Origin of the sequence: Cohnella sp. GbtcB17, assembly GCF_019091135.1 — a bacterium.
Lineage (GTDB): Bacteria > Bacillota > Bacilli > Paenibacillales > Paenibacillaceae > Cohnella.
In genome coordinates, this window is sequence record NZ_JAGXJW010000031.1 from 58,447 (window position 1) to 81,700 (window position 23,254).

Annotated in this window: 18 protein-coding genes; all 18 read right to left on the reverse strand. The window is 64.7% G+C overall.

Annotated elements, in window-relative coordinates:
- Window positions 1-17: 17 nt before the first annotated feature.
- The gene (locus KVT38_RS17930) at window positions 18-1,064 is read right to left on the reverse strand and encodes a zinc-dependent alcohol dehydrogenase (RefSeq protein WP_217595113.1); all 1,047 of its coding nucleotides are present in this window, start codon (window positions 1,062-1,064) and stop codon (window positions 18-20) included.
- Window positions 1,061-2,038 carry a C-terminal binding protein gene (locus KVT38_RS17935; RefSeq protein ID WP_217595114.1) on the reverse strand — a complete coding sequence of 326 codons (978 nt, stop codon included), beginning with the start codon at window positions 2,036-2,038 and terminating at the stop codon, window positions 1,061-1,063. The genes KVT38_RS17930 and KVT38_RS17935 overlap by 4 nt, the downstream gene beginning before the upstream one ends.
- The gene (locus tag KVT38_RS17940; RefSeq protein ID WP_217595115.1) at window positions 2,035-2,769 is read right to left on the reverse strand and encodes a cyclase family protein; all 735 of its coding nucleotides are present in this window, start codon (window positions 2,767-2,769) and stop codon (window positions 2,035-2,037) included. The genes KVT38_RS17935 and KVT38_RS17940 overlap by 4 nt, the downstream gene beginning before the upstream one ends.
- Window positions 2,766-5,531 (reverse strand): alpha-L-rhamnosidase, encoded by a 2,766-nt coding sequence (locus tag KVT38_RS17945; RefSeq protein ID WP_217595116.1) that lies wholly within the window; start codon window positions 5,529-5,531, stop codon window positions 2,766-2,768. Before KVT38_RS17945 ends, KVT38_RS17940 begins: the two co-directional genes overlap by 4 nt.
- A 101-nt stretch (window positions 5,532-5,632) precedes the next feature.
- Window positions 5,633-6,457 carry a carbohydrate ABC transporter permease gene (locus KVT38_RS17950; RefSeq protein ID WP_217595117.1) on the reverse strand — a complete coding sequence of 275 codons (825 nt, stop codon included), beginning with the start codon at window positions 6,455-6,457 and terminating at the stop codon, window positions 5,633-5,635.
- A gap of 1 nt (window position 6,458) precedes the next feature.
- Window positions 6,459-7,379 carry a carbohydrate ABC transporter permease gene (locus tag KVT38_RS17955; protein WP_217595118.1) on the reverse strand — a complete coding sequence of 307 codons (921 nt, stop codon included), beginning with the start codon at window positions 7,377-7,379 and terminating at the stop codon, window positions 6,459-6,461.
- An 87-nt stretch (window positions 7,380-7,466) separates the two neighbouring features.
- Window positions 7,467-8,807, reverse strand: a complete 1,341-nt coding sequence (locus tag KVT38_RS17960) for an ABC transporter substrate-binding protein (RefSeq protein ID WP_217595119.1) — start codon at window positions 8,805-8,807, stop codon at window positions 7,467-7,469.
- Between the two features lie 192 nt (window positions 8,808-8,999).
- Entirely contained in the window at window positions 9,000-10,643 is a 1,644-nt protein-coding gene (locus KVT38_RS17965) for a response regulator (RefSeq protein WP_217595120.1), read from the reverse strand.
- A complete protein-coding gene (locus KVT38_RS17970) occupies window positions 10,618-12,384 on the reverse strand; it encodes a cache domain-containing sensor histidine kinase (RefSeq protein ID WP_217595121.1) in 1,767 nt (588 codons plus the stop codon). Before KVT38_RS17970 ends, KVT38_RS17965 begins: the two co-directional genes overlap by 26 nt.
- Window positions 12,385-12,521: 137 nt before the next feature.
- A complete protein-coding gene (locus KVT38_RS17975; protein ID WP_217595122.1) occupies window positions 12,522-13,532 on the reverse strand; it encodes a Gfo/Idh/MocA family protein in 1,011 nt (336 codons plus the stop codon).
- 2 nt (window positions 13,533-13,534) lie between these two features.
- Complete coding sequence (locus tag KVT38_RS17980) at window positions 13,535-14,527, reverse strand: ROK family protein (RefSeq protein WP_217595123.1); 993 nt, start codon at window positions 14,525-14,527, stop codon at window positions 13,535-13,537.
- The gene (locus tag KVT38_RS17985) at window positions 14,524-15,162 is read right to left on the reverse strand and encodes a D-sedoheptulose-7-phosphate isomerase (protein WP_217595124.1); all 639 of its coding nucleotides are present in this window, start codon (window positions 15,160-15,162) and stop codon (window positions 14,524-14,526) included. Before KVT38_RS17985 ends, KVT38_RS17980 begins: the two co-directional genes overlap by 4 nt.
- Entirely contained in the window at window positions 15,152-16,906 is a 1,755-nt protein-coding gene (locus KVT38_RS17990; RefSeq protein WP_217595125.1) for a hypothetical protein, read from the reverse strand. The genes KVT38_RS17985 and KVT38_RS17990 overlap by 11 nt, the downstream gene beginning before the upstream one ends.
- A gap of 91 nt (window positions 16,907-16,997) precedes the next feature.
- Entirely contained in the window at window positions 16,998-18,644 is a 1,647-nt protein-coding gene (locus tag KVT38_RS17995; RefSeq protein ID WP_217595126.1) for an extracellular solute-binding protein, read from the reverse strand.
- 80 nt (window positions 18,645-18,724) lie between these two features.
- Window positions 18,725-19,705 carry a carbohydrate ABC transporter permease gene (locus KVT38_RS18000; protein WP_217595127.1) on the reverse strand — a complete coding sequence of 327 codons (981 nt, stop codon included), beginning with the start codon at window positions 19,703-19,705 and terminating at the stop codon, window positions 18,725-18,727.
- Window positions 19,699-20,592, reverse strand: a complete 894-nt coding sequence (locus tag KVT38_RS18005; RefSeq protein WP_368859119.1) for an ABC transporter permease — start codon at window positions 20,590-20,592, stop codon at window positions 19,699-19,701. Before KVT38_RS18005 ends, KVT38_RS18000 begins: the two co-directional genes overlap by 7 nt.
- Before the next feature lie 146 nt (window positions 20,593-20,738).
- Entirely contained in the window at window positions 20,739-21,830 is a 1,092-nt protein-coding gene (bglB, locus tag KVT38_RS18010; protein ID WP_217595128.1) for a beta-galactosidase BglB, read from the reverse strand.
- A 51-nt stretch (window positions 21,831-21,881) separates the two neighbouring features.
- Window positions 21,882-23,162, reverse strand: a complete 1,281-nt coding sequence (locus KVT38_RS18015) for a trans-sulfuration enzyme family protein (RefSeq protein WP_254639321.1) — start codon at window positions 23,160-23,162, stop codon at window positions 21,882-21,884.
- Between the last annotated feature and the right edge of the window lie 92 nt (window positions 23,163-23,254).

A 23,254-nucleotide genomic window follows, 5' to 3' on the forward strand; every position in this document is an offset into this window, starting at 1 on the left:
CCTAGCCCCCTATCGATTCAGTTAAAGCCGCCGTTCGGCTTGACGATAATCTTGCCGTACGGGCTGACGCCGCGGTCCAACGCTTCGAACGCCGCAGCGGCCTCCGCAAGCTCGCACGCCCCCGTCCATCCGTCCGCGCGAATAGTGCCCGAAGCCAGAAGGCCCACGGCCTCGGCGAAGTCGGCTTCGCTGTACGTGTACGAGCCGAGCAGCGCCAGCTCCTTGCGCACGGCCAGGTTCATCGGCATCGGGCTCTCTTCCTGGCCGAGCCCGACGAGCGCGACGCGACCGCCTGCGCTCGCGAGCCGGACCGCGGTCTCCCGCGTCTGCGCCACGCCCACGCAGTCGACGACCGCCTCGGGTCCGTCCTCGCCGAACCAAGCGCGGCAGACGGACTCGGCGTCTTCCGGCGCACAAGGCTCGCCGCCCAGCGTACGGACAAAAGCGAGCCGCGACGCGAGACGGTCGGAGACGAGCACGCACTTCGCGCCCATTGCCAGCGCGGCTTGCAGCGTCAGCAGGCCGATCGGGCCGGCGCCGAGCACGAGCAAGCCGCCAGGCGCCCGGCATTCCGGCGACGCCAGCCGGATCGCATGCACGCAGACGGCGAGCGGCTCGGCGAGCGAGGCGAGCGAGGCGTCCATGCCGTCCGGGACGAACGTGACGCCGGACGCCGGCACGGCCACGTATTCGGCGAACGCGCCCGAACGGTGAATGCCCACGATGCGCCGATCGCGGCACACGTTGGGCCTTCCCTCGAGGCAGCGCGGGCAGCGGCCGCAGGCGAGCAGCGGGTTGACCACAACGCGGCGTCCGACAAGGTCGGCGGCGGGCTCGGTCGCGGTTGCGGAGAGGAGCCCCGCCTCAACGATCTCGCCAGCGAACTCATGCCCCATGACGAGCGGCGCGCGGCGCACCGCGCTGTGGCCGCGGTAACCTTCAAGCTCGCTGCCGCAGATGCCGACCGCCTCCACGCGGACGAGCACCTCCCCGTGACCGGGGACGGGCCGCTCGACGTCCTCTACCGCCAGCGAGCGCGGCCCGTGCCAGACGAGCGCCCTCATGCGCCGACACCGTTGACGACATGCTGCGGGCTGCCGCCTTCCAGCACACGCCGAACCTCGAGCGCGGCATATCGCTGCAGCCGAACGAGCGAGCTCTCCGAGTACCACGCGCAGTGACTCGTGAGAATGCATTCCTCCATCGCCAGCAGCGGATGTCCGGCGAGGACGGGCTCCTCCTCCAGCACGTCGAGCGCGGCGCCCGCCAGCTTGCCGTCCCGCAGCGCCCGCACGAGCGCTGTCGTGTCCACAACGCCGCCCCGCGACGTGTTCACCAGATGCGCGCCCGTCTTCATCGCGGCGAACGCGCGGTCGTCGAACAGGCGGCGCGTCGCCTCGACAAGCGGCAAATGAACGGAGACGAAGTCGCTCTCCGCCAGCAGTGCGTCCCAGTCCACGCTTGCCGTGCCATGCCTGGCGAACAGCTCCGGATTCGCGTAAGGATCGTACGCGATCGTCTGCAGGCCGAACGCCTGCGCCCTTCGGACGACGGCCCGCGCGATGTTGCCGAAGCCCGCCACGCCGAGCTTGCGTCCTTGCAGGCCGACGATCGGACGGCGCGGGGCGATCTCCCAGACGCCCCCGCGCACCTGCGCCGCGACCTGCGGGATCTTGCGCACCGAGGCGAGCAGCAGCGACATCGCATGATCCGCGACCTCCTCGATCGCATAGTCCGGCACGTTCGCCACCGGAATTCCCTTCGACCGCGCCGCTTCCAGATCGACGTTGTCCACGCCGATGCCGTACCGCACGATGACCCTGCAGCGCGTCATGCGCGCGATTGCCTCGGCCGTCACGGGAGCCCACTGCGTCAGGACCGCGTCGGCGTCCGCGCACAGCTCAGCCACCTCAAGCGCCGTCCTGCACTGCCCGGACAGCAGCACCGCCCCCATGCCGGCGAGCGCTTCGGCCTCCGGCGCCAGATCGGGAAAGCCGCTGTCCGTGACCGCGATCCGCCAGCTTACTTGCTCCGTCATGATCGCTCCCCCTCCTTCGCCGCATCAAAGCTGGACTGAACCGCCTTCCCGCCGGACGCCCTTTTTCTCGCCAACGGATCCGCCTTGTCTTCGTCTACCATGCCGACCGCCCGGATGGGCGCGCCGTCCCGCCCCGTAATCTTGAGCGGCGCCGCCATCAGAAAAAATTCGTCCCCACCGATCGCTCCGAGGTTCGCCAAGCCTTCCACGATGACGATCTCCGCCCGCAGCAGCGCCTTGTGCACCGGGTCGAAGTCGGTCGGATTGGGCGTCGGCACGTCCATCCCGATGAGCGCGATGCGCCGGTCGGCCAGCCATTCCGCCAGCTCCAGCGTCATGTAGGGGAAATCGCTAAAATAATGCTTGCGCGGATACTGCAGATGCCAGTCCGTGCGATAGACGAGCCGGGTCCCTTCGCCGATCCGGTCCGCATAGGGCGCGAAGTCCGCCACGCCGATCGGCTCCTTCGCCCGCTTGTGCGACAGGTCGACGAGCAGCGCTTCTCCGATGCAGCGGTCCAGATCCAGGCGGTCCACCGTATTGCCTTCGTTCAGAAAATGGAAGGGCGCGTCGAGATGCGTGCCCTGGTGCGTGCTCATCGACAGCTGCGAGATGTTGTAGCCGATCGTGTCCACCGTGTTGTGGACGATGACGGCGCATTTCGGATCGTAGGCGAACGTCGGCGCCCCGTGATAGATGTCCATCGACAGATCGATCAGTCTCCGCGTCATGGCTGCGAGCCTCCTTGTGGATGCCATTGGGATGTGAATAAATAGCGCCCGGACGCGACCCGGTACGTCTGGCAGTCGCCGAGCCGCCCGCGCGCCTCGACGCCCTCTGCTTCGGCCACGGGCGCGCCCGATTCCAGCACGGCGGTCCCGGCGTCCGCCGGCACGTGCACGATCGCCTCCCCCCCTGCGGGCACCGTCACCGCGAGCTCAAGCGCACCGCCGTCTCCGAGCCGCCAATCCACCTCGTAGCGGCCGCGGATCGAATCGTAGCCGCATCTCGCCCAAGTGAATCCGCCGAGCGGACGCGGGCGGAGGATCGCGCGGCCGAAGCCCGGCGCCGACGGATCGGGGGCGATGCCGCCGACGTGCTTGTAGATCCATTCGCCGACCGCGCCGAACGCATAGTGGCAAAGCGAATTCATGCCCGGCCGCTGAAATCCCCGTTCCTCCGTCCAGCCGTCCCAGCGCTCCCAGATCGTCGTCGCCCCTTGCAAGACTGAATATAGCCACGACGGGTAAGCCTTTCTCGTCAACAGGCCGAAGGCCAGATCCTCGCGCCCCCCGTCGCTGAGCACATCCATGAGCAGCCGCGTGCCGTGAAAGCCCGTCGCCGCCATCACGCCCGCCGACTCGACTTTGCCCGTCAAGCGCGCCATCGCAGCTTCCCGCCGCTCCGGCGGCAGCAGGTCCCAAGCGAGCGCCATGGCGTAAACGGTTTGCGTGTCGCCTTTAATGCGCCCGTCCCCGGCTACGAACTCGCGTGCGAACGCCGTCTTGATCCGGCCGTGCAGCGCGCCGTAGCGCTCCGCGTCGGCGTGTTCGCCAAGCTCGCGCGCGATGTCGGCCATGATCGCCGCCCCGTTCGCGTAGTACGCCGTGCCGAATACGTCGTACGGCGTCGTCGAGAGGCTGTCGATCAGCCAGCCGAGCTCGGCCTTCGCCTCCTCGTAAGGCCGCTCCGGCAGCGACAGCCAATCGCCGTATTGAGGCGCATCGCGGCGGATGCCGTCCGGGTACAGCGTCTCGTTAAAGGCCATCCAGCGCTTCAGCGCCGGATAATGACGCCGCAGCACCTCGCGATCGCCGTACAGCTCGTGCAGCAGCTTGGCGATGATCGGCGGCGCGTCCGCCCAGCCCGAAGAGGCCGTGTGCGTGTAGGTGAAGTCGTTGTCGAACTCCGTCTTCGGCCCGAAGATAAACGGCGCGAAGTCGGTATACGCCCCGGTCGGACGCTGTCCGTCGTCGAGATCGGTCAGCCATTTTGTCAAAAACGCGGATACGTCCATGTTGTAGGCCGCCGTACGCGCGAAAATCTGCGCGTCGCCCGTCCAGCCGTGGCGCTCGTCGCGCTGCGGGCAGTCGGTCGGCACGCTCATGTAGTTGGCTCGCTGCGTCCAGCGAATGTTGGAGAGCAGCCGGTTGACGAGCGGGTCGGACGTCTCCAGCGACCCTGCCTCGGGCAGCGCGGAATGCACGACGACGCCGACGATGTCTTCGGGCTTGGGCGCGGGGCCGCCCGAGACCTCGACGTAGCGATAGCCGTGATAGGTGAACAGCGGCTCGAACGTCTCGCGCCCGTCGCCTGCGCAGATGTAGGCGTCCGTCTGTCTCGCATAGCGGAGGTTGGCGGTGTACAGCTCGCCTTGCTCGTCCAGCGCTTCCGCGTAACGCAGCGTGTACTCGACGCCCTCCGCCGCTTCGAATACGACGCGCAGGTAGCCGCTTGTCATCTGCCCCATGTCCACGATCGCGCGGTCTTCGGACAGCAGCCGCATCTCCTGCGGCGCAAGCTCCTGCGTGACGCGAATCGGCGGCGACATCTGCGCGACGACCAGCCCGCGGTAGTCGTACATGCGCGTCGCCGGGGACCAGGCCGCGTCGTCGAATGCAGGCGCCTGCCACTCCGGCTCTGCCAGCCTGGCGTCATGCGTCTCGCCCATCTGAATGTCAGCGGCGACGATCGGACCGTAGCTCGCGCGCCACGATTCGTCGGTGCATACGGACTGCGCCGATCCGTCCTCGTATTCGATGTTCAGCTGGAGTAAAAAGGACGGATCCATCCCGTACTTCTGATAGCCGTACATGCCGATGTAGCCGGTGTACCAGCCATGCCCGAGTGTGACGGCCAGCGCGTTGTCCCCTGCGCGCAGCAAATCCGTCACGTCATACGTCTGGTACTGCACCCGGACGTGATAGTCGGTCCACTCCGGCGCGAGGGCATCGCGGCCGATGCGCAGGCCGTTCAGGTGCAGCCTGTACAGGCCGAGCGCCGTCGCGTACACGGTCGCGCGCTTCACACCCGCGCGCGATGCGAAACGGCGACGCAAATAAACCGCGGGCAGCGGCTGCTCGCGAGTCGGTTTGCGGCCGATCTTGCGGCCGATCCATATGCCCTTCCATTCGCCCCGGCTCAGCAGGCCGACCGACCAGCGCGCGCTGTCGCTCCATGCCCCCCATTCGCCGCGCTCGTCCCGGATTTGCGTCTTCCACCAGACTTGCTGTTCAGCGCTTAGCGCAGCGCCATCGTAACGAATATGAGCGGAGACCGCAGACGCTACGATGCCGCTGTCCCACAGGTCTCCCTCGTCAGCCGCGAGCCGCTCCGGCGAAGAGGCCGCCAGTATACGGTAGGCCGTCTGCGCCGCTCCCCGCCTACCGTCCGCATCCGACAGCGTCCACCCGAGCCGCGGCGCGAGCGTATCGATGCCGAGCGGGTCCTCCAAGTATTCCGTTCTCAAACGTACGGCTTGCAGCGTCGTCACGGTTGTTCACTCCTTTGAAGCTTTGGATTTAGATGCTGGCGACGCTCCCTGGCACATTGGGCAGTAGCGGCGCTGGGGTCCGTTGCATTGCCCATTTGCCGTCACCCCTTCACGCCGCCCGTCGCCACGCCCTCGATGACACGGCCGGAGAAGAAGAAGAACAGGATGAGCAGCGGCACCGTCGCCATGACCGAGCCGACTAGCGCGAGATCCATGTTGTACAGCACGTTGGTCGTGAATTTCATGATCATGAGCGGAATCGTCTTGCGGCTCTCGCTCTGGAGGAAGATGAGCGGCACAAAAAACTGGTTCCAGATCTGCATGGACATGATGATGCAGACGCTGAAGGTGACGGGGCTCGCCAGCGGGAACATGACGCGCATAAAGGTCGTCCACTCTCCGGCGCCGTCGATCTTGGCCGATTCGTACAGGTCGTGCGGCAGCTTGGCGAAAAAGGTGGTCAGCAGAAACACGGGCATCGACAGCCCCGAGGCGAGCACCAGGATGACGGCCCACTGGCTGTTCAGCAGATGCATGTCGCGAATGAGCAGGAAGATCGGGACGATGCCGAGCTGCACGGGAAACATCAGGCCGATCAGAAAGTAGAGCAGCAGCCCGCCTTTGAAGCGGAAATTGAACTTGCCGATGCCGTACGCGACCATCGTGGACAGCAGCACGACGAGGGCAAGCGAGGCGAACAGGATCCCCGCGCTGTTGAGCAAATAGGTGAAGAACCCCGCTTCCGCGAAAAGCTTGCGAAAGTTGCCGAAGCCCAACTGCTTCGGCATGGCGAAGGTGGCGGATAGCAGCTCTTTTTTGGGACGCAGCGATTGGTAGGTCATGTAGCAGAGCAGCAGCAGCGTCAGCAGCGAATAGATCCAGAGGATCGCCGCGCTGACGGGCGTCCGCTTCGGTCGCAGTCTCATGTCAATCCTCCGCTCTGCGGTAAGTGAGGGCCACCTGGACAAGCGCGACGGCGAAGACGATGACGAACATCACGCAGGCGATCGTCGTCCCCATGCCCATCGCGTTCACGTTGGTCGTGCCGCCCACCGCGCTGTTGTCGCCGAACGAGATTCGATAGAAAAACAAGGCCATCACGTCAACGCTGCGATTGATGCCGCCGGACGCGCCGCCGAGAATAAAGCTGTAGTCGAACAAGGTCATGGCGAAAATGTACGTCAGAATCAGCATGTTGAGAATTGTCGTCTTGATCTGAGGCAGCACGATGCGGAAGAAGCGCCCCCAATAGGAAGCTCCGTCGAGCAGCGCGGCCTCGATGATCTCGCCGGATATCATTTTCATCGCGCCGAGGAAAAAAATCATGCCGACGCCGATGCCCGACCAGGCGACGAGCAGCCAGACGATATAGATGCCGAGCTCGGGCAGGCCCATCCAGGGCCGCGTCCAGCCGCCCAGACCGACCGTCTCCAGCAGCTTGTTGAACACGCCGATATTGCCGTCGAACACGAGCGTGCCCATGAATACGATGACCGGCGTCGCTATGAATTGCGGGGAGAAGATCATCGCCTGGAAAAAGCGGTGTCCCCGGATTTTGCCGTAGATCAGATAGGCGAGGTAGAGCTGCGCGGGGAGCACGACAAGCGCGTTCAGCGCAAAGATCGTGGCGCTGTGGCCCAGGGCGTTCGTCAATTGGCGAAACAGCTCGGGGTTCGAGAACAGCTCTCCGTAGTTGCCGAAGCCGACGAACGTCTTTTTGCCGATGCCGTCCCAGCGGGTCAGGCTGATCTGGATCGCCGAGAAGATCGGATAAACGGAAAAAAGCGAATAAAGCAGGAAGCCCGGCAGGATGAACCAAATGAACGGCTTGCTGCGAATCCAGGCCATGGCGGCCACCTTCCTTCATGCGCAAGACGCGGGAGCGGCGGACGCGCCGCCGCTCGGACGTCTGGCGGATTCGTGGAGAACCGGCCTTTACTGGCCTGGATACTTGGCCGCCTTGTCGAGGATGGCCGCGCCCTCCTCGCCGGTGATCGCGCCAGTCATCAGCTTCGGAATGACGTCCTTCATCATGATGTCCGCGGCGTTGGACTCCGGCGTGGACAGCGCGGTGAGCACGGAGTAAATGTTGAGACCGGCTTCGTCGAAGACGGCTAGCTCTTTGACGCCCTCGTCCTTCGGCGTGATGTCCTTGATCGTCGGCACGAGGCCCGTCGCGTCCTCCATAATCTGCTGCGCTTCCTGGCTGCCGAGGAATTCCAGATACTTGACCGCTTCGGCCGGATGCTCCGACTTGGAGGAGATCGCGTAGGTCATGAAGTTGCTGTAGCTCGATTGCACGACGCGCTTGCCTTCCTTGTTCGGAACCGGGAAACGGCCGAGGTTGATACCCGAAGCGACGTAGGTGGCGTTGTTCCAGGTGCCGTCGATAATGGCCGCCGCCTTGCCGTTGGTGAAGGCGAACTGCGCGCCTGCCATGTCCTGGGCGAGGAAGTCTTTGCCGAAGTACCCTTTGTCGGCGAAGTCGCGGAACGCCTGCAGCGTCTCGGCGACGGTCGGATCGGTCAGCTTGCCTTGGCCGGCTTGCGCCTTTTGCAGGGCGGCATTGGCGAACGCCGGAGCGAAGGCGAAGATCGGCCAGGCGCGGTCCCACTCGCTCTTGCCCGCCAGCGCGATCGGCGTGACGCCCGCCGCCTTCAGCTTGTCGAGGCCCTGAACGAACTCGTCCCAGTTGGCGGGTACGCTCAAGCCGTTTTTATCGAACAAATCTTTGTTGTAGTACACGACGTTCGTGTCGAAAAAGGAGGGTGGCGAGCAGTAAAGCTTGCCGTCTACGGTGCAGTAGGCTTTTTCCGGGTCGGCGTTGCGGCTGAGGTCCATGCTGTAGGACGTCAGGTCGAGCAGAAATCCGTTTTTGACCATCTCCCCCATCTTGGACGTCTTGTCGCCCTGCACCCAGAACAGGTCGGGCAGCTCGTTGGCCTGAAGGGCTACGTTCAAACTTTGGTCGTTTTGCGCGAAATCGTAGATCAGCTTGATGTTCGGATACTTTTGCTCGAAGGCCGCGTTGATCTTTTTGAACGGCTCCTCCAGCACGGCCTGGTTGCCCAGGTCGCCCCACACCTTGAGCGTGACGTTCTCTCCCGACGGAGCGGATTCGCTGGGCGCGGCCGAAGCGGACGACCCCGCGGAAGACGACGACGGCGCGCCGGAAGACGCGCTGTCATCTTTGTTGTCGTTGCCTCCGCAGGCTTGCAGCGTCAGCGCGGGCCGCGCGGCGGCGGCGAGAACGGCGAACGGTTTGCTTTTTTGCACGGTGAACCCCTCCCGAATAAACAGATCCATTGATGGTGGCGCAGCATAGTGCGGATCGCGATCTGATTCAATTGTAAGCGTTACCACGATCGAAGTTCCATGCACGCCGACCCGCATTCGATGCCATAAAAAACGGAACCCGCCGTGCCGAATCCCGCTCTTATGCCAATTTCAACGATTCTCGTGCCAGGATCAACGCCTGCCTTTGAAATGGCTGACGGTCTGGCCCGTGGCCCGCTTGAACACCTTCACGAAGTAATTCGGGTTCGCGTAACCGACGCGCGAGGCGATCTCCTCCGTCGACAGCTCCGTCTCCCGGAACAGCCGGACCGCCTCTTTGATGCGGATGTCCGTCAGGTAATCCGAGAAGGAGCGGCCCGTCTCCTGCCGGAACCGCTGGCCGAAGTGATTTTCGCTGAATCCGGCCAGCTGGGCCATATCCTCCAGACGGATCGGGTCGGCATAATGCGTCTCGACGTAATTCCGCACCCGCGCCACCCAGCCGTCGCGCGCCTGCTTCCGCGCGACCAGCTCGGCGGACTTCGCGGCGATCTCGCCCAGCGTCCGGCTCCACGCTTCAGCCGTGCGGATGCGCCCTGCCGCGTCGGCGAAGGGCCACAGCGCGCCGAACCGCTCGCGCAGCTCCTCCGGGCCCGGGTTGTACCGCTCGATCAGGAAGTCGGCCAGCTGCGAGACCGTCGATACGCCGAGCCGGATCCACTCCGCGGGCTGGTAGCGATCGCCGCGCTCCGCGCGCAGCGCATGCAGGTCGTCCGCGAGCGCGCCCGGCTGCAGAAGGCGGAGGCGATGCTTGAAGCGTTTGTACAACTCCAGCCATTCGGCATCCGGTATCTCGCCCCGCTCGCCCGCCGTCTCGCGGAAGCGGATGCCGCCCTCGAACAGCGCGACGTCCGCGGCCGCCTCGGCGCCGCGCCGGGCCGCCGTCCAGTCGCCGCCGATAGGCTGCGGCGCGGAGAAGCCGATCGCCAGCGTCACGTTGAGCTTCTGCTGGAAGGCCGCCGCCCACTCCAGCCCCATGCGGGCGAACGCCTCGCGGTCTTCCTCGCTCGCGGCGGCAGCGGCGGCAGCAGAAAGATCGGCAGCAGCAGGCACGGCCCCTTCGCAGACGAAGCCGCCGTGCAGCGTATCCCCGCTTTCGCCGAACGGCGCGGGAAGGCGCAGCCGGGCAAACAGCTCCTCCGCCAGATGCAGCATCGCCCGCCTTTCGGCCGCGGCGTAGCCGCCCTCGCGCGGGACGGGCTTCAACGCCGCCCAGCGGAAGAGGCCGCCCCGGCCGGCCAGCACGGCCGCAAGCGCCGGGAACGCCCGCGAATGCGCGGGCGTTTCTCCGGCGGCCGAAGCGCGGACGTCCGTGCTCTCCAGCAGCCGCCTCGCTTCCTCGTCGTACCCGGTCTCTCCGCCCGCGTCTGAAGCTGCGCCGGCGCCCCCTTTCTCGTCGTCCGCCGCTTCGAAGTCAAGCCCGCCCAGCACCCGCAGCAGCTCCTCCGGCTCCATCTCGTATTTGGAGATGTAGTCCCGTACGCCGAGCCGGATCGCCTGGCGCGTATGCTCGAAGTCGTTGTAGCTGCTTAGAATGACGACCTGTGCAGAAGGCGCGGCCGTTCGCAGCCCGCGGATCAGCGCGAAGCCGTCCATGACCGGCATCCGGATATCCGTGAGCACGACGTCAAACGCCTGCCGCGCGCATGCCGCCAGCGCCTCCTCCCCGTTTTTGAACACGCCGGCGATCCGGTAGCCGTGCGCCTCCCAGTCGATCATCGATTGTAGCCCGATCCGAACGAGCGATTCGTCATCCACGATCATGACGCTTCGCATCGGCTTCTCCCCCTTCCTCCCGCTGCAGCGGCAGCTTGACCGCCAGCGACGTGCCTGTACCGGGCCCGCTCGAGATGCGCAGCCCATACTGCTTCCCGTAATGCAGTTGAACCCGCTCGTGCACGCTCCGAAGTCCGATTCGCGCGCCGCTCTCACCCGACTGCGACGGCCGTTCGTCGCCTTCCAGACTCGCGACCACCTCCGCCAGCCGTTCGGGCGACAAGCCAACGCCGTTGTCGGCCACCTTCAGCACGAGCGTCCTGCCCTCCGCCGCGGCTTCGACCGAGATCTCGCCCGGCCTTTCGGCACCCGCGAGCCCGTGCAGCAGCGCATTTTCGATCAGCGGCTGCAACAGGAACTTCGGCACCAGGGCGTCCTCCAGCTCTCTTGGGACGCGCGCTTCGAAGCCGAAATGCTGGTAGCGCACCTTCTGGATCGTGACGTAGCTGCGGAGCATCTCCACCTCCGTCCCGAGGGACACCGGCCCGCCGCCGCCCCGGAGCGCATAGGTCAGCAGCCTGTTCAGGGAATCGACGGTCTCCTTGATGTTGTCCTGCTTCTGGATGATTGCCATCCATCGGATCGAGTTTAGCGTATTGTGAAGAAAGTGGGGAGAAAGCTGATTTTGCAGCACGCGAATTTCCGCCTCTTTTTTCTGCTGCTCCTGCCGGGACGCTTCCGCGATGAGCCGCTCGATCTCGTACATGACGGATATAAATGTGTCGTTCATCTCCACGATCTCGATCGCGCCGCCGAACCGCTTGAGCCGCTCGGGCCGCACCCCCTTGACGCCCTGCTTCATGTTGGCCGTCAGCCGCCGGATGGGGATGACGAGGTCGATGACGAGCAGCTGCGTCAGGACGAGTCCAAGGACGATGCACCCCAGCACGATAAATGTCGCCATGCGCGCCGTGCGGTAGATCGGCTCGTACAGCTGGTCGAGCGGGAGCTGCGCGGACAGCTGCCAGCCGTTGCGGATGCTGTCCCGCGAGTAGGTGAGCAGCTGCCGCTCCCCCGCCTGCGCCTTTTTACCGTTGCCCAGTATCTCCTCGCCCTTGTCCGTGAGCAGCCGGATTGCGGCGTTCTCCCTGAACCGGGTCTGGCTGAAAATGTCCGTGATCGCCTCCGTCCGGATGACGACGGTCAGCGTCCCGACGGCGCTGAGCTTCTTGTCCCGCACCGAGCGGCCAAGCCGGAACGCATCGAACGAGGAATAGCCGTCGCTGTAGGCTTCGGGACGGAACCAGACGGCTCCGCCCTTCATCGCGGCCACGGTCGCCTGATAATCGGCGCCGCCGACACCGAACCCGTCGATCGCGTCGGTGCCGTACGTATACTCGGCATTCGGCGTCGTCAGCTTGATGGCGCGGATATAAGCGTTCTGATCCGAGCCGAGCCAGAAGACGTTGAGCCGCTCGTTGATCGCGTTCTGGATCTCGAACCGCTCGTACACCGAGGCCGGCTTCACCGCGAGACGCGACAGCAGCTCGTCGTCCGTCATGATCTGCTTGCTCAGCTGCTCGTAGCTGCCCAGCCTGTCGTCCATTTTTTGCGCCATAAGGGCGAGCAGATCGGTCGCGTAAGCGGCGGTCCGGGTCTTTGACGATGCCGTGTAGCTGTCCGTCAAAATGTATATGCCCGCCAGGGCGGGCAGCAAAATAAGCGGCATATAGACCAGCGGCAGCTTGAAGGGCAGGCGGATGCGCCGCCATCCCGGCGGACGCAGCTTAAAAACGTTCATGGCGACTCTCCCGTCCGACGGCGCCGGTCTCTCGTGGAAGCGCTATCGCCAACATTCTAACACAATGCCAAGCCACCGGGCGGGCCGCCTTTTCCGCCGCTTCCAGTATTGTTTTCAGCGCCCTCTTCAGGCATTTATTACAACCGGATCGACCGCCCCTCGTCCGCCGACTCGTTCGCCCGCACGACCAGCTCGAGCGATCTCGCCGCATCCGCGTAGGAGGAGCGGATCGACGACCTGTCGCCGGAACGCGCCGCCGCGAGAAACGCTGCCGCTTCGTCCGCATACATATTTTCATCCGGAAAATGCATCGACACTTCTTCGCCGCGAAAATCCCCGTACAGCCGGCTGCCGAGGCGGGACAGGTCGACGGTCAGCCGGTAGTCGCGTCCGAGCAGCTCGATCTCGACCCGCGGCTTCTCCACGCCCCACGAGTGGGTATGCGTCTGGACCGTGCCGCGCGCGTACGCCAGGTTGACGACGAAGTTGTCCTCGACCGTGTAGTCTACGCTCTTGGGCCGCTGTGCGTTGGCGCCGAAGGCGTGGATCGCCTCCACCTCGCCGCTCTGCGCGCCTACGATATACCGGGCGGCATCGATCAGATGGATCGCCTGATCGAACATCGGTCCGCCGGAATTCGCCTTGTCCAGCAGCCAGCGTGGCGTCGGCGCTTCCGGCAGGCCCGCCGCGCACACATGCACGCTGCGCACGATCGGGACCGGCCCCCCGCTGCCCAGGATTAGCTCCCGAGCTTTGGCCACGGCGCCCGCGTAGCGGTACATGAAGCCGACCGAACAGACGATGCCGCTCTCGCGGACGATCGCCTCGATCTCTTGTGCTTCGCGGACCGAGCGCGCGGGCGGCTTCTCGACGAAGCAGGCGATGCCGCGGCGCGCGGCTTCGCGAATCGGACCCAGGCGAACGCCCGGCGGCGTGCAGACGAAGACGGCGTCCAGCGGCACGCGCTCGAACAGCTGCCCGTAATCCGTAAGGGATTCGGCGCCGTACTCGGCCGCGACGCTGTCCGTCTTTCCCGCATCCGTGCCGCAGACCGCGGCAATGCGTACGTCGTCGCGCTTCGCCAGGTTGCCCATATGTCTCTTGCCGATCACGCCGGCGCCGATCACGCCGATATTCATGGTTTTCATGGTCATAGGCCCTCCTTTTCTTCCAGCGCCATGCGGGCGACGGCCAATGCGCCATAGTCGCCCGCCAGCTCTCCCAACTGCGCGGGCACGATCTCGCAGGCTTGCAGCGACCGCTTCAGCGCGCGCCCGGCCAGCGCATCCAGCGCCGCCGGCTCGAGCAGACTCCGCTGTCTGCCGTAAATGCTGCCGATGACGATCCGCTCCGGATTCAGCACGTCGACGAGGATTGCCAGTCCCCGGCCGAGCTGCTCGCCCGATACGCGCATGATCTCGGCGGCGGCCGCATCTCCCTGCATCGCGGCTTCGCCGACGAGGCGAGCCGTGATCGCGCCCAGCGCCTCGTAGCTCCGGCAGAAGGAGAGCGGCTCCCCGGCCTGCAGGGCTGCCAGCGCATACCCGCGCGCCAGCTCCGCGATGCCGCCGCCGCTGCAGAAGCCCTCGAACGAGCCGACCTTGCCGTAGCCCGCCGGGCCGTGCGTCTCCATCGTCACGTGGCCGATCTCCCCGGCCATGTCGTTCGCGCCCGCATACAGGCGGCCGTTCAGGATCAATCCCGCGCCCATCCCCGTGCCGAAGGTAAGGAAGATCATATGCCGCGTGCCGCGCCCGGCGCCCCATCGCCATTCGGCGACGGCGCAGGCGTTGGCGTCGTTCTGCAGGCCGACGGGCACGCCGAACCGGGCCGCGAACGGTCCGACGACGTCGACCGTGCCCCAGCCGACCAGGTTCGGCGGCGAGAGCAGCAGGCCGCGGGCGCTGTCGAGCGGCCCGCCGCAGCTGATGCCGACGGCGGCCAGCGGTCCCGCGACATCGGTGCGCCGCAAGGCGTCCTCGAGCGTGTCCGCCAGCTCCGCAAGCGCCTCACGCGCGGCGTCCGGCGTCGCGAATTGCCGCTTGGCGACGATCGACGCGACTTCGCCTTCGTCGTCCAGCAGACCGAGGCTGACCGCGCACTTCGTGCCGCCGATATCCAGCCCTGCCACGAGTCTCGTCACGGGAAAAACGCCTCCTCCAGCAGCAAGCACAGCGCATGGTAAATCGGCAGATGCCGTTCCTGCACGTCCGGCGTCCGCTCGAACGGGACGCGCACGCAAACGTCGGCGAGGCGGCCCAGCTCGCCGCCCCCCGCGCCCGTAAGCGCGATCGTGCGCAGCCCGAGCGCCTTGGCAACCTGCGTCGCCCGTACGACGTTGGCGGAGCTGCCGGACGTGCTCAGCCCGATCAGCGCGTCGCCGGGCCGGCCGTAGCCGTGCACCTGCTGCGCGAATACCATATCTGCGCGCACGTCGTTGGTGTAGGCGGTCGCCAGCGCCGACTGGCTGACGAGCGAGATCGCGGGTAGCGCACCCTGCAGATGGTCGGCGAGGTACGCGCCGTCTTCGGGCCAGGCTGCGATCAGCATCTCGCGCCGGGCCGCCGGCAGCGGACGCGGCGAGGCGAAGCCCTTCATCAGCTCGCCGACGATGTGCTCGCAGTCCGCGGCGCTGCCGCCGTTGCCGCACAGCAGCGCCTTCCCGCCGCCCGCGTAGCATTCGCGCAGCAGCCGGTACGCCTCGCGGATGTCCCCGAGGCATGCCTTCAGCTCCGGGTACTTCTCTGTCAAGGAAGAGAGGATGCGGTTATCGTCCATTCGCGCCCGCCCCCTCCTCTGCCTTCCCGCCCCGCTGTGCGTCATCAGCGGCGTTTTCCCCGGCTGCGAAGCCGCGAATCCGTAGCGTCGCGTCGGTCGGCGTGCTCCAGTTGATCATCACGGTGCGCGTGCGCGCGTCGGGCGGATCGTTCCGCATCGCGATCTCTTCATGCTCGTCCGCGCCGCCTTCGATACGGATGCCGAACCGTCCGAACCTGTATACGGCCGCGCCAGCGGACAGACGCATCGTCACAGGCCCGGTCGCTTCGAGTCCTTCCCCGCTCAGTTCCCCATCCTCCGGCGGGAACAGACAGACGGCCTGCAGGTAGATGCCGCGCGGGTCATCCGAGACGACCCTCACGTCCAGCCCGTCCTCCAGCAGCGTCAGCTCGATGTCGACTGCAGTGCGCACAGTGCCGATCCGGCGGCGCAGATGGTTCGGCATGTCGACGTAGCGCCCGCCGGCATGGAGCGTGTGCTCGTCCGCGAGCGGGCCGAAGTAGCAGCCCTCCAGCTCGGCGCGGAGCAGGAAACGGTCGCCGCCGAGCGGCTCGATGCCCGGAAAGGACACCGCGCCGGCGCCGAACCAGCCGATACCGAGCTTCAGCCCGAGCATTCGCGCCTCGCCGTACTGGACGTACAGGCATTCCGGCTGTCCCGCCATCGCGGTGACGCTCAGCGGTCCGCGCCGGTGACGCAGGACGGGAGCCCCGTGCGGATGCTTGACGACCGGGCCAAGATAGGGCACGCGGTCGGGGACGGGCGCGCGATTGCCTTCGCCGAACAGCACGGTATACCGTTCGCTTGGCGGGGCAGCCGCGACCGTCGGCGTCATCCGCTCTGGCGTGAGCATCCAGTGCAGCAGCGTCAGGCTCCCGCGCGGCGCCGTCCGGTCCGCGACCGCCGCGAGCGCGGCCAGCTCCGGATCCCGCTCGCGCGCGGCCATCAGATGAAACGCCACGTAATAGCGGTCGTCCATGCGGGCGACCTGCCCGACATCCTGGCGCCCGGAATACTCGGTCGCGATCGTGTCCCCCGGGTGCAGCATGCAGCGCATCATCCGCAGCGTGCTCGCCGCCGCGTCCAGCGCGGGCGCATGGCCGAATACCGTGCCGACGTCGTAAAGGTAGTAGGCGCATACCGCGTTGTAGATCGAATTGCTCCGCTCGGTCCACTCGCCGTAGTCGGTAACGTCCAGGCCCTCGTTCAAAAATTCGAACGCGCGCTCGCGGTATGCCGCACCGCCGAACAGCTCCTCCAGCTTGGCGAGCGCCGACGCCATCACCCAGCGGTGATTCGGCGTATGGATGCCGCCCTCCAGCAGCGCCGGAGAGGCGCGCCGCAGAAACGTCAGCACGGCGTTCGTCGCCTTCGCGGCTTCCTGTCCCGCGTCCCGCAGCAGAAGCTGCGCGATCAGCGCGACCAGATGCGACGTGAACGCCGTGTCGGGGGGCGAATCGATGTTGCAGTTGTACAGCGACACATTGCCGCTCGGCAGCTGAATATCAAGCAGCTCCGCCGCCGTCTCCTCCAGCGCGGCGAGCAGCGCCGAATCGCGGAAATGCCGCGACTGCGGCTGACAGTAGAGCACAGACAGCAGCGTCAGACGGTTCAGCTCCCGTCCCTGAACCCTTATTCGGCGGACACGCTGCTTCTCGGCCTCCATCCGCTTCCATTCCTCCGCGAGCCTCGTCTCCTGCAGCCGGACGAGCTCGGCGATTCGCGCTTCGACAGTCGTTTGCACAAGCACCCTCCTTCCTGCCCCGAACAGACCGAAAGACGGACGGTTCGCGGACCATCCGTCCTTCGGCCTGCCGGGCATACGCCCCTAGCGTTTATTCGTTCGTCGTCTTCCAGTTCATAGCGACCAGGTTCTGCGTCACTTCGGCGTCGTATTCCTCGCCGCCGTTTTTCTTCCAGCCGGACACGACGTTCTCCCATTCCGCGTCGAAGTCCTTGGCGATGACCGCCTTGGAGAGCGCGTCGTACAGGAACTTCGTAATGTTGGCGACGTTCTTGTCCGATACCGGCCGCGGCGTGTCGATAAGCGGCCCTTGCTTGCCGAACTTCTCGAACGATTTGAAGTAGGGGTCAAGGATATCGGCAATCTCGTCGGGATTGGGCTCGTTGGCGAACTGCTTCTTCATCTGCTCCTTCGTCGGATTGCCCATGTAGCCTTGGGTAAGCAGGTTCAGGTCCTTGAAGTACCAATCGATCTCCTCTGCGTTTTTGACCGGATCGATCGCGACGTACAGGCCGTTCTCCTCCTTGAAGTGCACGCCTTCGATGCCGGCCTGGACGAGCTTGATGTTTTTCGCCAGGACGTTCAGGTACTTGACCGCGGCCGCCGGATTTTTGGACGACTTCGGAACCATGTTGAGCAATCCGTATACGTTAGCCTCGGTCATCGCCTGCGTGCCGTTCGGCCGCACGAACGGATCGAGCGTTACCCACTTCGCTTCGGGCACCGTTTTGCGCGTTTCCTTGGTGACGGTCCACGGATCTTCGTTCGAGTCCATGAAGCCGGACACGCCGGACGTGTAGTTCTGGATGAACTGCTGCGAGTTGACGTCGGTGACGAATTCCTTGGAAATGAGTCCTTCCTTGTACAGCTTGTTCAGGAAGCGGAAAAATTCCTTGCCCTCCTTCAGCGCGACCGCGGAGTGGAACACGCCGTCCTGGAAGTTGCCGCTCGGCATATACATCTCCGTAGCCGGGCCGTCGATCGCGACGCCCGCGCCCCACATCGGGCCGAAGAAGAAGCCCTTCATGCCCTGCGAGATCGCCGGCAGCGCATACGGCACGACATTGTCCTTGCCGACGCCGCCCGGATCTTTTTCCTTGAACGCCTTGAGCGTCACGTACAGCTCGTCGAGCGTCGTCGGCGCCTTCATGCCGAGCTTGTCGAGCCAGTCCTGGCGAATCTTCATGTTGGAGGCGGCAGCCGTGCTCATCCGCATCGCCGGAATCGCGTAGCGCTTGCCCTTGTACGTGCCGGCTGCCTCGAGCGACGGACCGATCAGTTTTTTAATATCCGGGCCGTACTGCTCGAGCAGATCGTCCAGCTCCCACAGGCCGCCCTGCTCCGCCCACTTGAACATGGCGTTCATATCGTACGTGATAATAATGTCGGGACCGCCGCCGGACGCCATCCAGATGTTGTTTTTCTCGCTTTCCTGCGAACGCGGCAGGACGACGTATTCGACGTCAAGGCCTTCCTTGCGGGCTTCTTCCTGCAGCTTTTTGACGATGACGGTGTCCTCGAGCTTCTGTCCGTTGGGCGAATTCGAGCGATCCCACAACGACACGCGCACCTTCTCCAGCTTGCCGTCCCCCGCTTGCGTCGCGCCGGACGATCCGCCGGTCGCGGTTGCGCTCGATGCGCCGCCATTGTCGTTATTGCCTCCGCATGCCGCGAGCGGCAGCGTGACCAGCGCAATCGCCAGCGCCGTCTGCAATCCCTTTTTCCAACTCCCCATCATTCCGGTTGCCTCCTCGGTAATCTAGACTGAAGTAGCGCTATCGTGAACCCGAACGGCGCGGCGCCGCGCGATTCGGACGTTCAACCTTTTACGGAGCCGAGCATCGAGCCTTTGACGAAGTACTTTTGCAAAAAAGGATACACAATCAGAATCGGCACGGTTGCGACCACGATGACGGCGGCTTTGAGCGATTCCTGGATGACCGTGAACTTGCTCTCCATCGTCATCTGCTCCAGCGAAGTGTCCATTTGCGACAGCAGCAGGATGTTGCGAAGCTTCGCCTGCAGCGTGAGCAGGTCGGGATTGTCGATGTAGAGCACCGCGCCGAAGTAGGCGTTCCAGTGGCCGACCGCGTAGAACAGGCCGATCGTCGCCAGCGACGCCCCCGAGAGGGGGAGCACGATCCGGATCAGATAACGCATGTTGCCGCAGCCGTCCATGACCGATGCCTCCCGCAGCTCGTCGGGAATCGTCTGGAAAAAGCTTTTCATAATAATGACGTTAAACGCGCTGATCAGTCCCGGGATAATGAGCGCCCATAGCGTGTTGAGCAGATGGAGCGACTTCACGACGAGGAACAGCGGGATCATCCCGCCGCTGAACAGCATCGTGATCACCATGAACCGCATGAAGATCCCGCGTCCCTTGAGATCGCGGCGCGACAGCGGATAAGCCGTAATGATCGTGAACAGCAGGTTCAGCGTCGTGCCGACGACCGTCAGGAAGACAGTGACGAGCAGCGACCGAATGACCGAGCTGTCGGCCAGGATCATCTTCATCGAGCCGACCTGGAACTCGACCGGCCACAGCAGGACCTTGCCCGTCTGGATGGCGGTGCTGCTGCTGAAGGCGTTTGCAAGGGTGTTCAGAAAGGGAAACAGGCAAATAAACGTGAATACGATGAGCGCGCTGTAAACGAGGGTGTCAAAGACGACTTCCCCCGGCGTGCGCTTGAGCCTCCTCGGACGCGTCGCGGGAGCGGGCCGGGCGAGTTCGCCCGTCGGCTTCGCCTCGCCGCTTGCGGAGCTGCTTGCCGAGTTGCTTGCGGTGCCGCTTACCATAGTCCCTCGCCTCCCGCCCTTTTCGCAAAATGATTGGCCGCGACGACAAGACATAAATTAATGACCGACTGCACCATGCCGACCGCCGTCGTCAGCCCGAATTCGCCCTGCTTGATGCCGACGCGGTAGACGTAAGTGCTGATCACCTCGGAGACGTCGCTGACGACCGAATTGGCCAGCGCGAGCGGCTGCTCGATGCCGATCGACACCATATGGCCGACCGCGAGGATGAACAGAATGACGATCGTCGGCATGATGCTTGGCAGCGTGACGCTCGCAATCTTGCGGATGCGGCCCGCGCCGCCGATGGACGCGGCCTCGTACAGCGCCGGATCGATCGCCGTGATCGCCGCCAGGTAGATGATCGTTCCCCAGCCGGCGCTCTGCCAGACGGCCGACAGCGTGTAGGTGATGACCCACCACGTCTGGTCCGCCATGAAGTAGATTTCTTTCATGCCCAGCCAGCGAAGAATCTGGTTGACGACGCCGTACTTCGGCGACAGCACCGCATACACGATGCCCCCGAGCACGATCCAGGACATGAAGTGGGGCAGATAAAGCATCGATTGCGAGATTTTCTTCAGATAACGGGATCGCACCTCGTTCAGCATGAGCGCGAGCAGGATCGGCGCCGGGAAGCAGACGAGCAGCCCGAGCAGATTCAGCAGCAGCGTGTTGCGTGTGATCCGGAAAAACTCGGGGATCGAAAACATCTCCCGGAAGTTGGCGAGCCCGGCCCAATCGCTGCCCCACAGGCCCCGGAACAGGTTGTAGTCCTTGAAGGCGATGACGAGCCCGCCCATCGGGATGTAGGCGAAAACGATGAAAAAGACGACGGCCGGCACGAGGAGCAAGTAGAGATCATAGTTTTTTTTCCATTCCTTCACGGTCCGCTCCCTCCTTGCGTAATGCCGAAGCGTTCGGCGGCTTGAGATATGGCTGTGGCAGTGGATTACGCTGAGCCTGTCGATGTTGCTGTTCTTAGTGTAGAGAGGATTGTAAGCGTTTTAAATGCGGAAAATTGGACGTTTTATTAGATTTCTTGCACCGGTTCGGCCGCATGCTTGAGACTCTCCGCCAGCATGAGCAGCGCCATCGATTGGCCGTAAGGCATCGGACAGCGGGGAATCTGCCTGTAAAAGTCCAGCGTGTGCCCCATCCGCGTGCCGTAGGACACGTCCTGCACGGCCCCGTCCGCGTCGATCCGTCCGACGACGGCTTGGAGCGCGCGCAGGCCCGGCTCTCTGTACCGCGCGTCCAGATAGCCTTTGCGCACCGCCTTGAGCAGCCCGTAAGCGAAGCCTGCTGTCGCCGACGTCTCCTCGTACGAGGACGGGTCGTCGAGCAGCGTGCGCCACATGCCTGAAGGCTCCTGAAGCTCGGTCAGCTTGGCCGCCTGCCGCTCGAGCGACGACAGCAGGAAGCGCCGCACGCCCGGCGATACGTCTACGATGTCCAGGTAGTCGACCAGGCCGGCCGTATACCAGGCGTTGCCGCGCCCCCATCGCGCCCGGGCGAAGTTGTGATTCTCCTTGAACGTCCAGCCGTGAAAAAACAGGCCAGTTTCCGTGTCCGTCAAATATTTCAGATGCACGAGAAACTGCCGCACGCTCTCCTCCACGTAGTCTTCGCGCTTCAGCAGGACGCCCATGCGCCCGAGGAACAGCACCGTCATGTACAGCGTGTCGTCCCACAGCTCGCCTTCGTTCGGGCTGTCCACCGCCGTATGGGCGATGCCGGACTCCGGCGTGCGGGGCATGCGGACGGCCGCGTAGTCGGCCCATTCTTCGCATACTTTTAGATAATCCGGCTTGCCGGTCTCCTCGTACAGGTAGCTGAGCGTGAGCAGCGGGCACATCGTATTAACGTTTTTGCCGGGCAGCCCGCGTTCGAGATGGCGGTCAAACCAGGACGTCAGATAATTCAGGAGGTCCCGATCGCCGGTTTCTTTGTAATAGAGATACAGGGAAAACAAGCCCACGCCCTGCGACCAGTCCCACACGTCCATCGAGATGATGCTGTCGGCCGTATCCTCCCGAATCGCCACCTTCAGTCCCCGCATGCCCGCGATGACCCGCTCGATCAGCGCTTGCGCTTCGTGCCTGTCCAGCTGCCGTGCAATCATGGCTTCCACTCCCGTTGTGTATGTTTGTAGGTCTGTAAGTTGAATGAGGCCCTAAGCCCGCCCGCGAAGCATGCCTGCCAGCGCTTGATCGATATCGGCCGTCAATGCGTCCGCATCCTCTAGGCCGATCGAGAGGCGGACGAGCCGCTGCGGCATCCCCGTCCGCCGCGACGTCTCCTCGTCGATGCCGAGTCCCGGCGTGTTGACCAGGCTCTCGAAGCCGCCCCAGCTCGGCCCCTCCTCGAACAACGCCAGCCCCTTCACGAAGCTGACGATCTGCTCCGGCGTGCCGCGCGGCACGAAGCTGATCAGGCCGGTATAGCCGCTCATCTGGCTGCGGGCCAGCGCATGCTGCGGATGGCTCGGCAAGCCCGGATAGAGCACCTGCTCGACGAGCGGGTGCGTCTCGAGATGCGCGGCGATGCGCATCGCGCTCTCCTGATGCTGCCGCATTCGCAGCGGCAGCGTGCGCAGACCCCGGATCAGGAGCCACGCCTGATGCGGGTCCATCGCCGCGCCGAACAAGCCGCGCTCCTCGTGCGTCACGCGCTCCATTCGCGCCTCGCTGCCGACCATGACGCCCGCGAGGATATCGCTGTGACCGCCCATATATTTGGTCGCGGAGTGCACGACGATATCGATCCCAAAGGCGATCGGATTCTGGTAGAGCGGCGTCGCCCACGTGTTGTCCGCGATCGTCGTCACGCCATGCGCCTTCGCCAGCGCCGCGATCGCGCGCAGGTCCTGCAGCGTGAACACGTTCGACAGCGGCGTCTCGAGATAGATCGCCCGCGTGTTCGGGCGGAGCGCGGCTTCGATCTCGCCCACGTCCGTGCCCGAGACGAACGTCGTCTCCACGCCGAACCGCTTCATGTAGACTTCTAGGAAGCCCTTCACCGGCGGGTACACGTTCAGCGGGCAGACGATATGGCAGTCCTTCTCCATGACGCTCATCAGTGCAGCCGAGATCGCAGCCATGCCCGAGGAGAAGCAGCGCGCAGCCTCCGCCCCCTCCAGCGCCGCGATCTTCCGCTCCGCGATCTCGATCGTCGGATTGGCGACGCGAGTGTAGGTATAGCCGTGGTTCGCCGTCTTGCGGGTGAACAGCGTGTTCTGAAATATCGGCGGCATGATCGCGCCGAGATGTCGGTCGTAGTCGTCGCCGAGATGCAGGCAGATGTCCTGCTTGCTAAGCGGCGGCTTGAGCGAGGAGGGCTTGGGCGGGAGCGTCTCGTGAGGGGCAACCCCGCTCATGCCCGTTTCGCCGGCGTCGGGCGCATCCGTATCCCGTTCGCTCAAGCGCTCCCGCTCGCTTGTAGTAGCCTCGTCCATTTGCCTCGCCTCCTGGCTCGGTATTTGAGTAACCATGCTTTACACCGCCATGCCCGCCGTGTCGCACACCTTGCCGTACACCATGCTGCTTC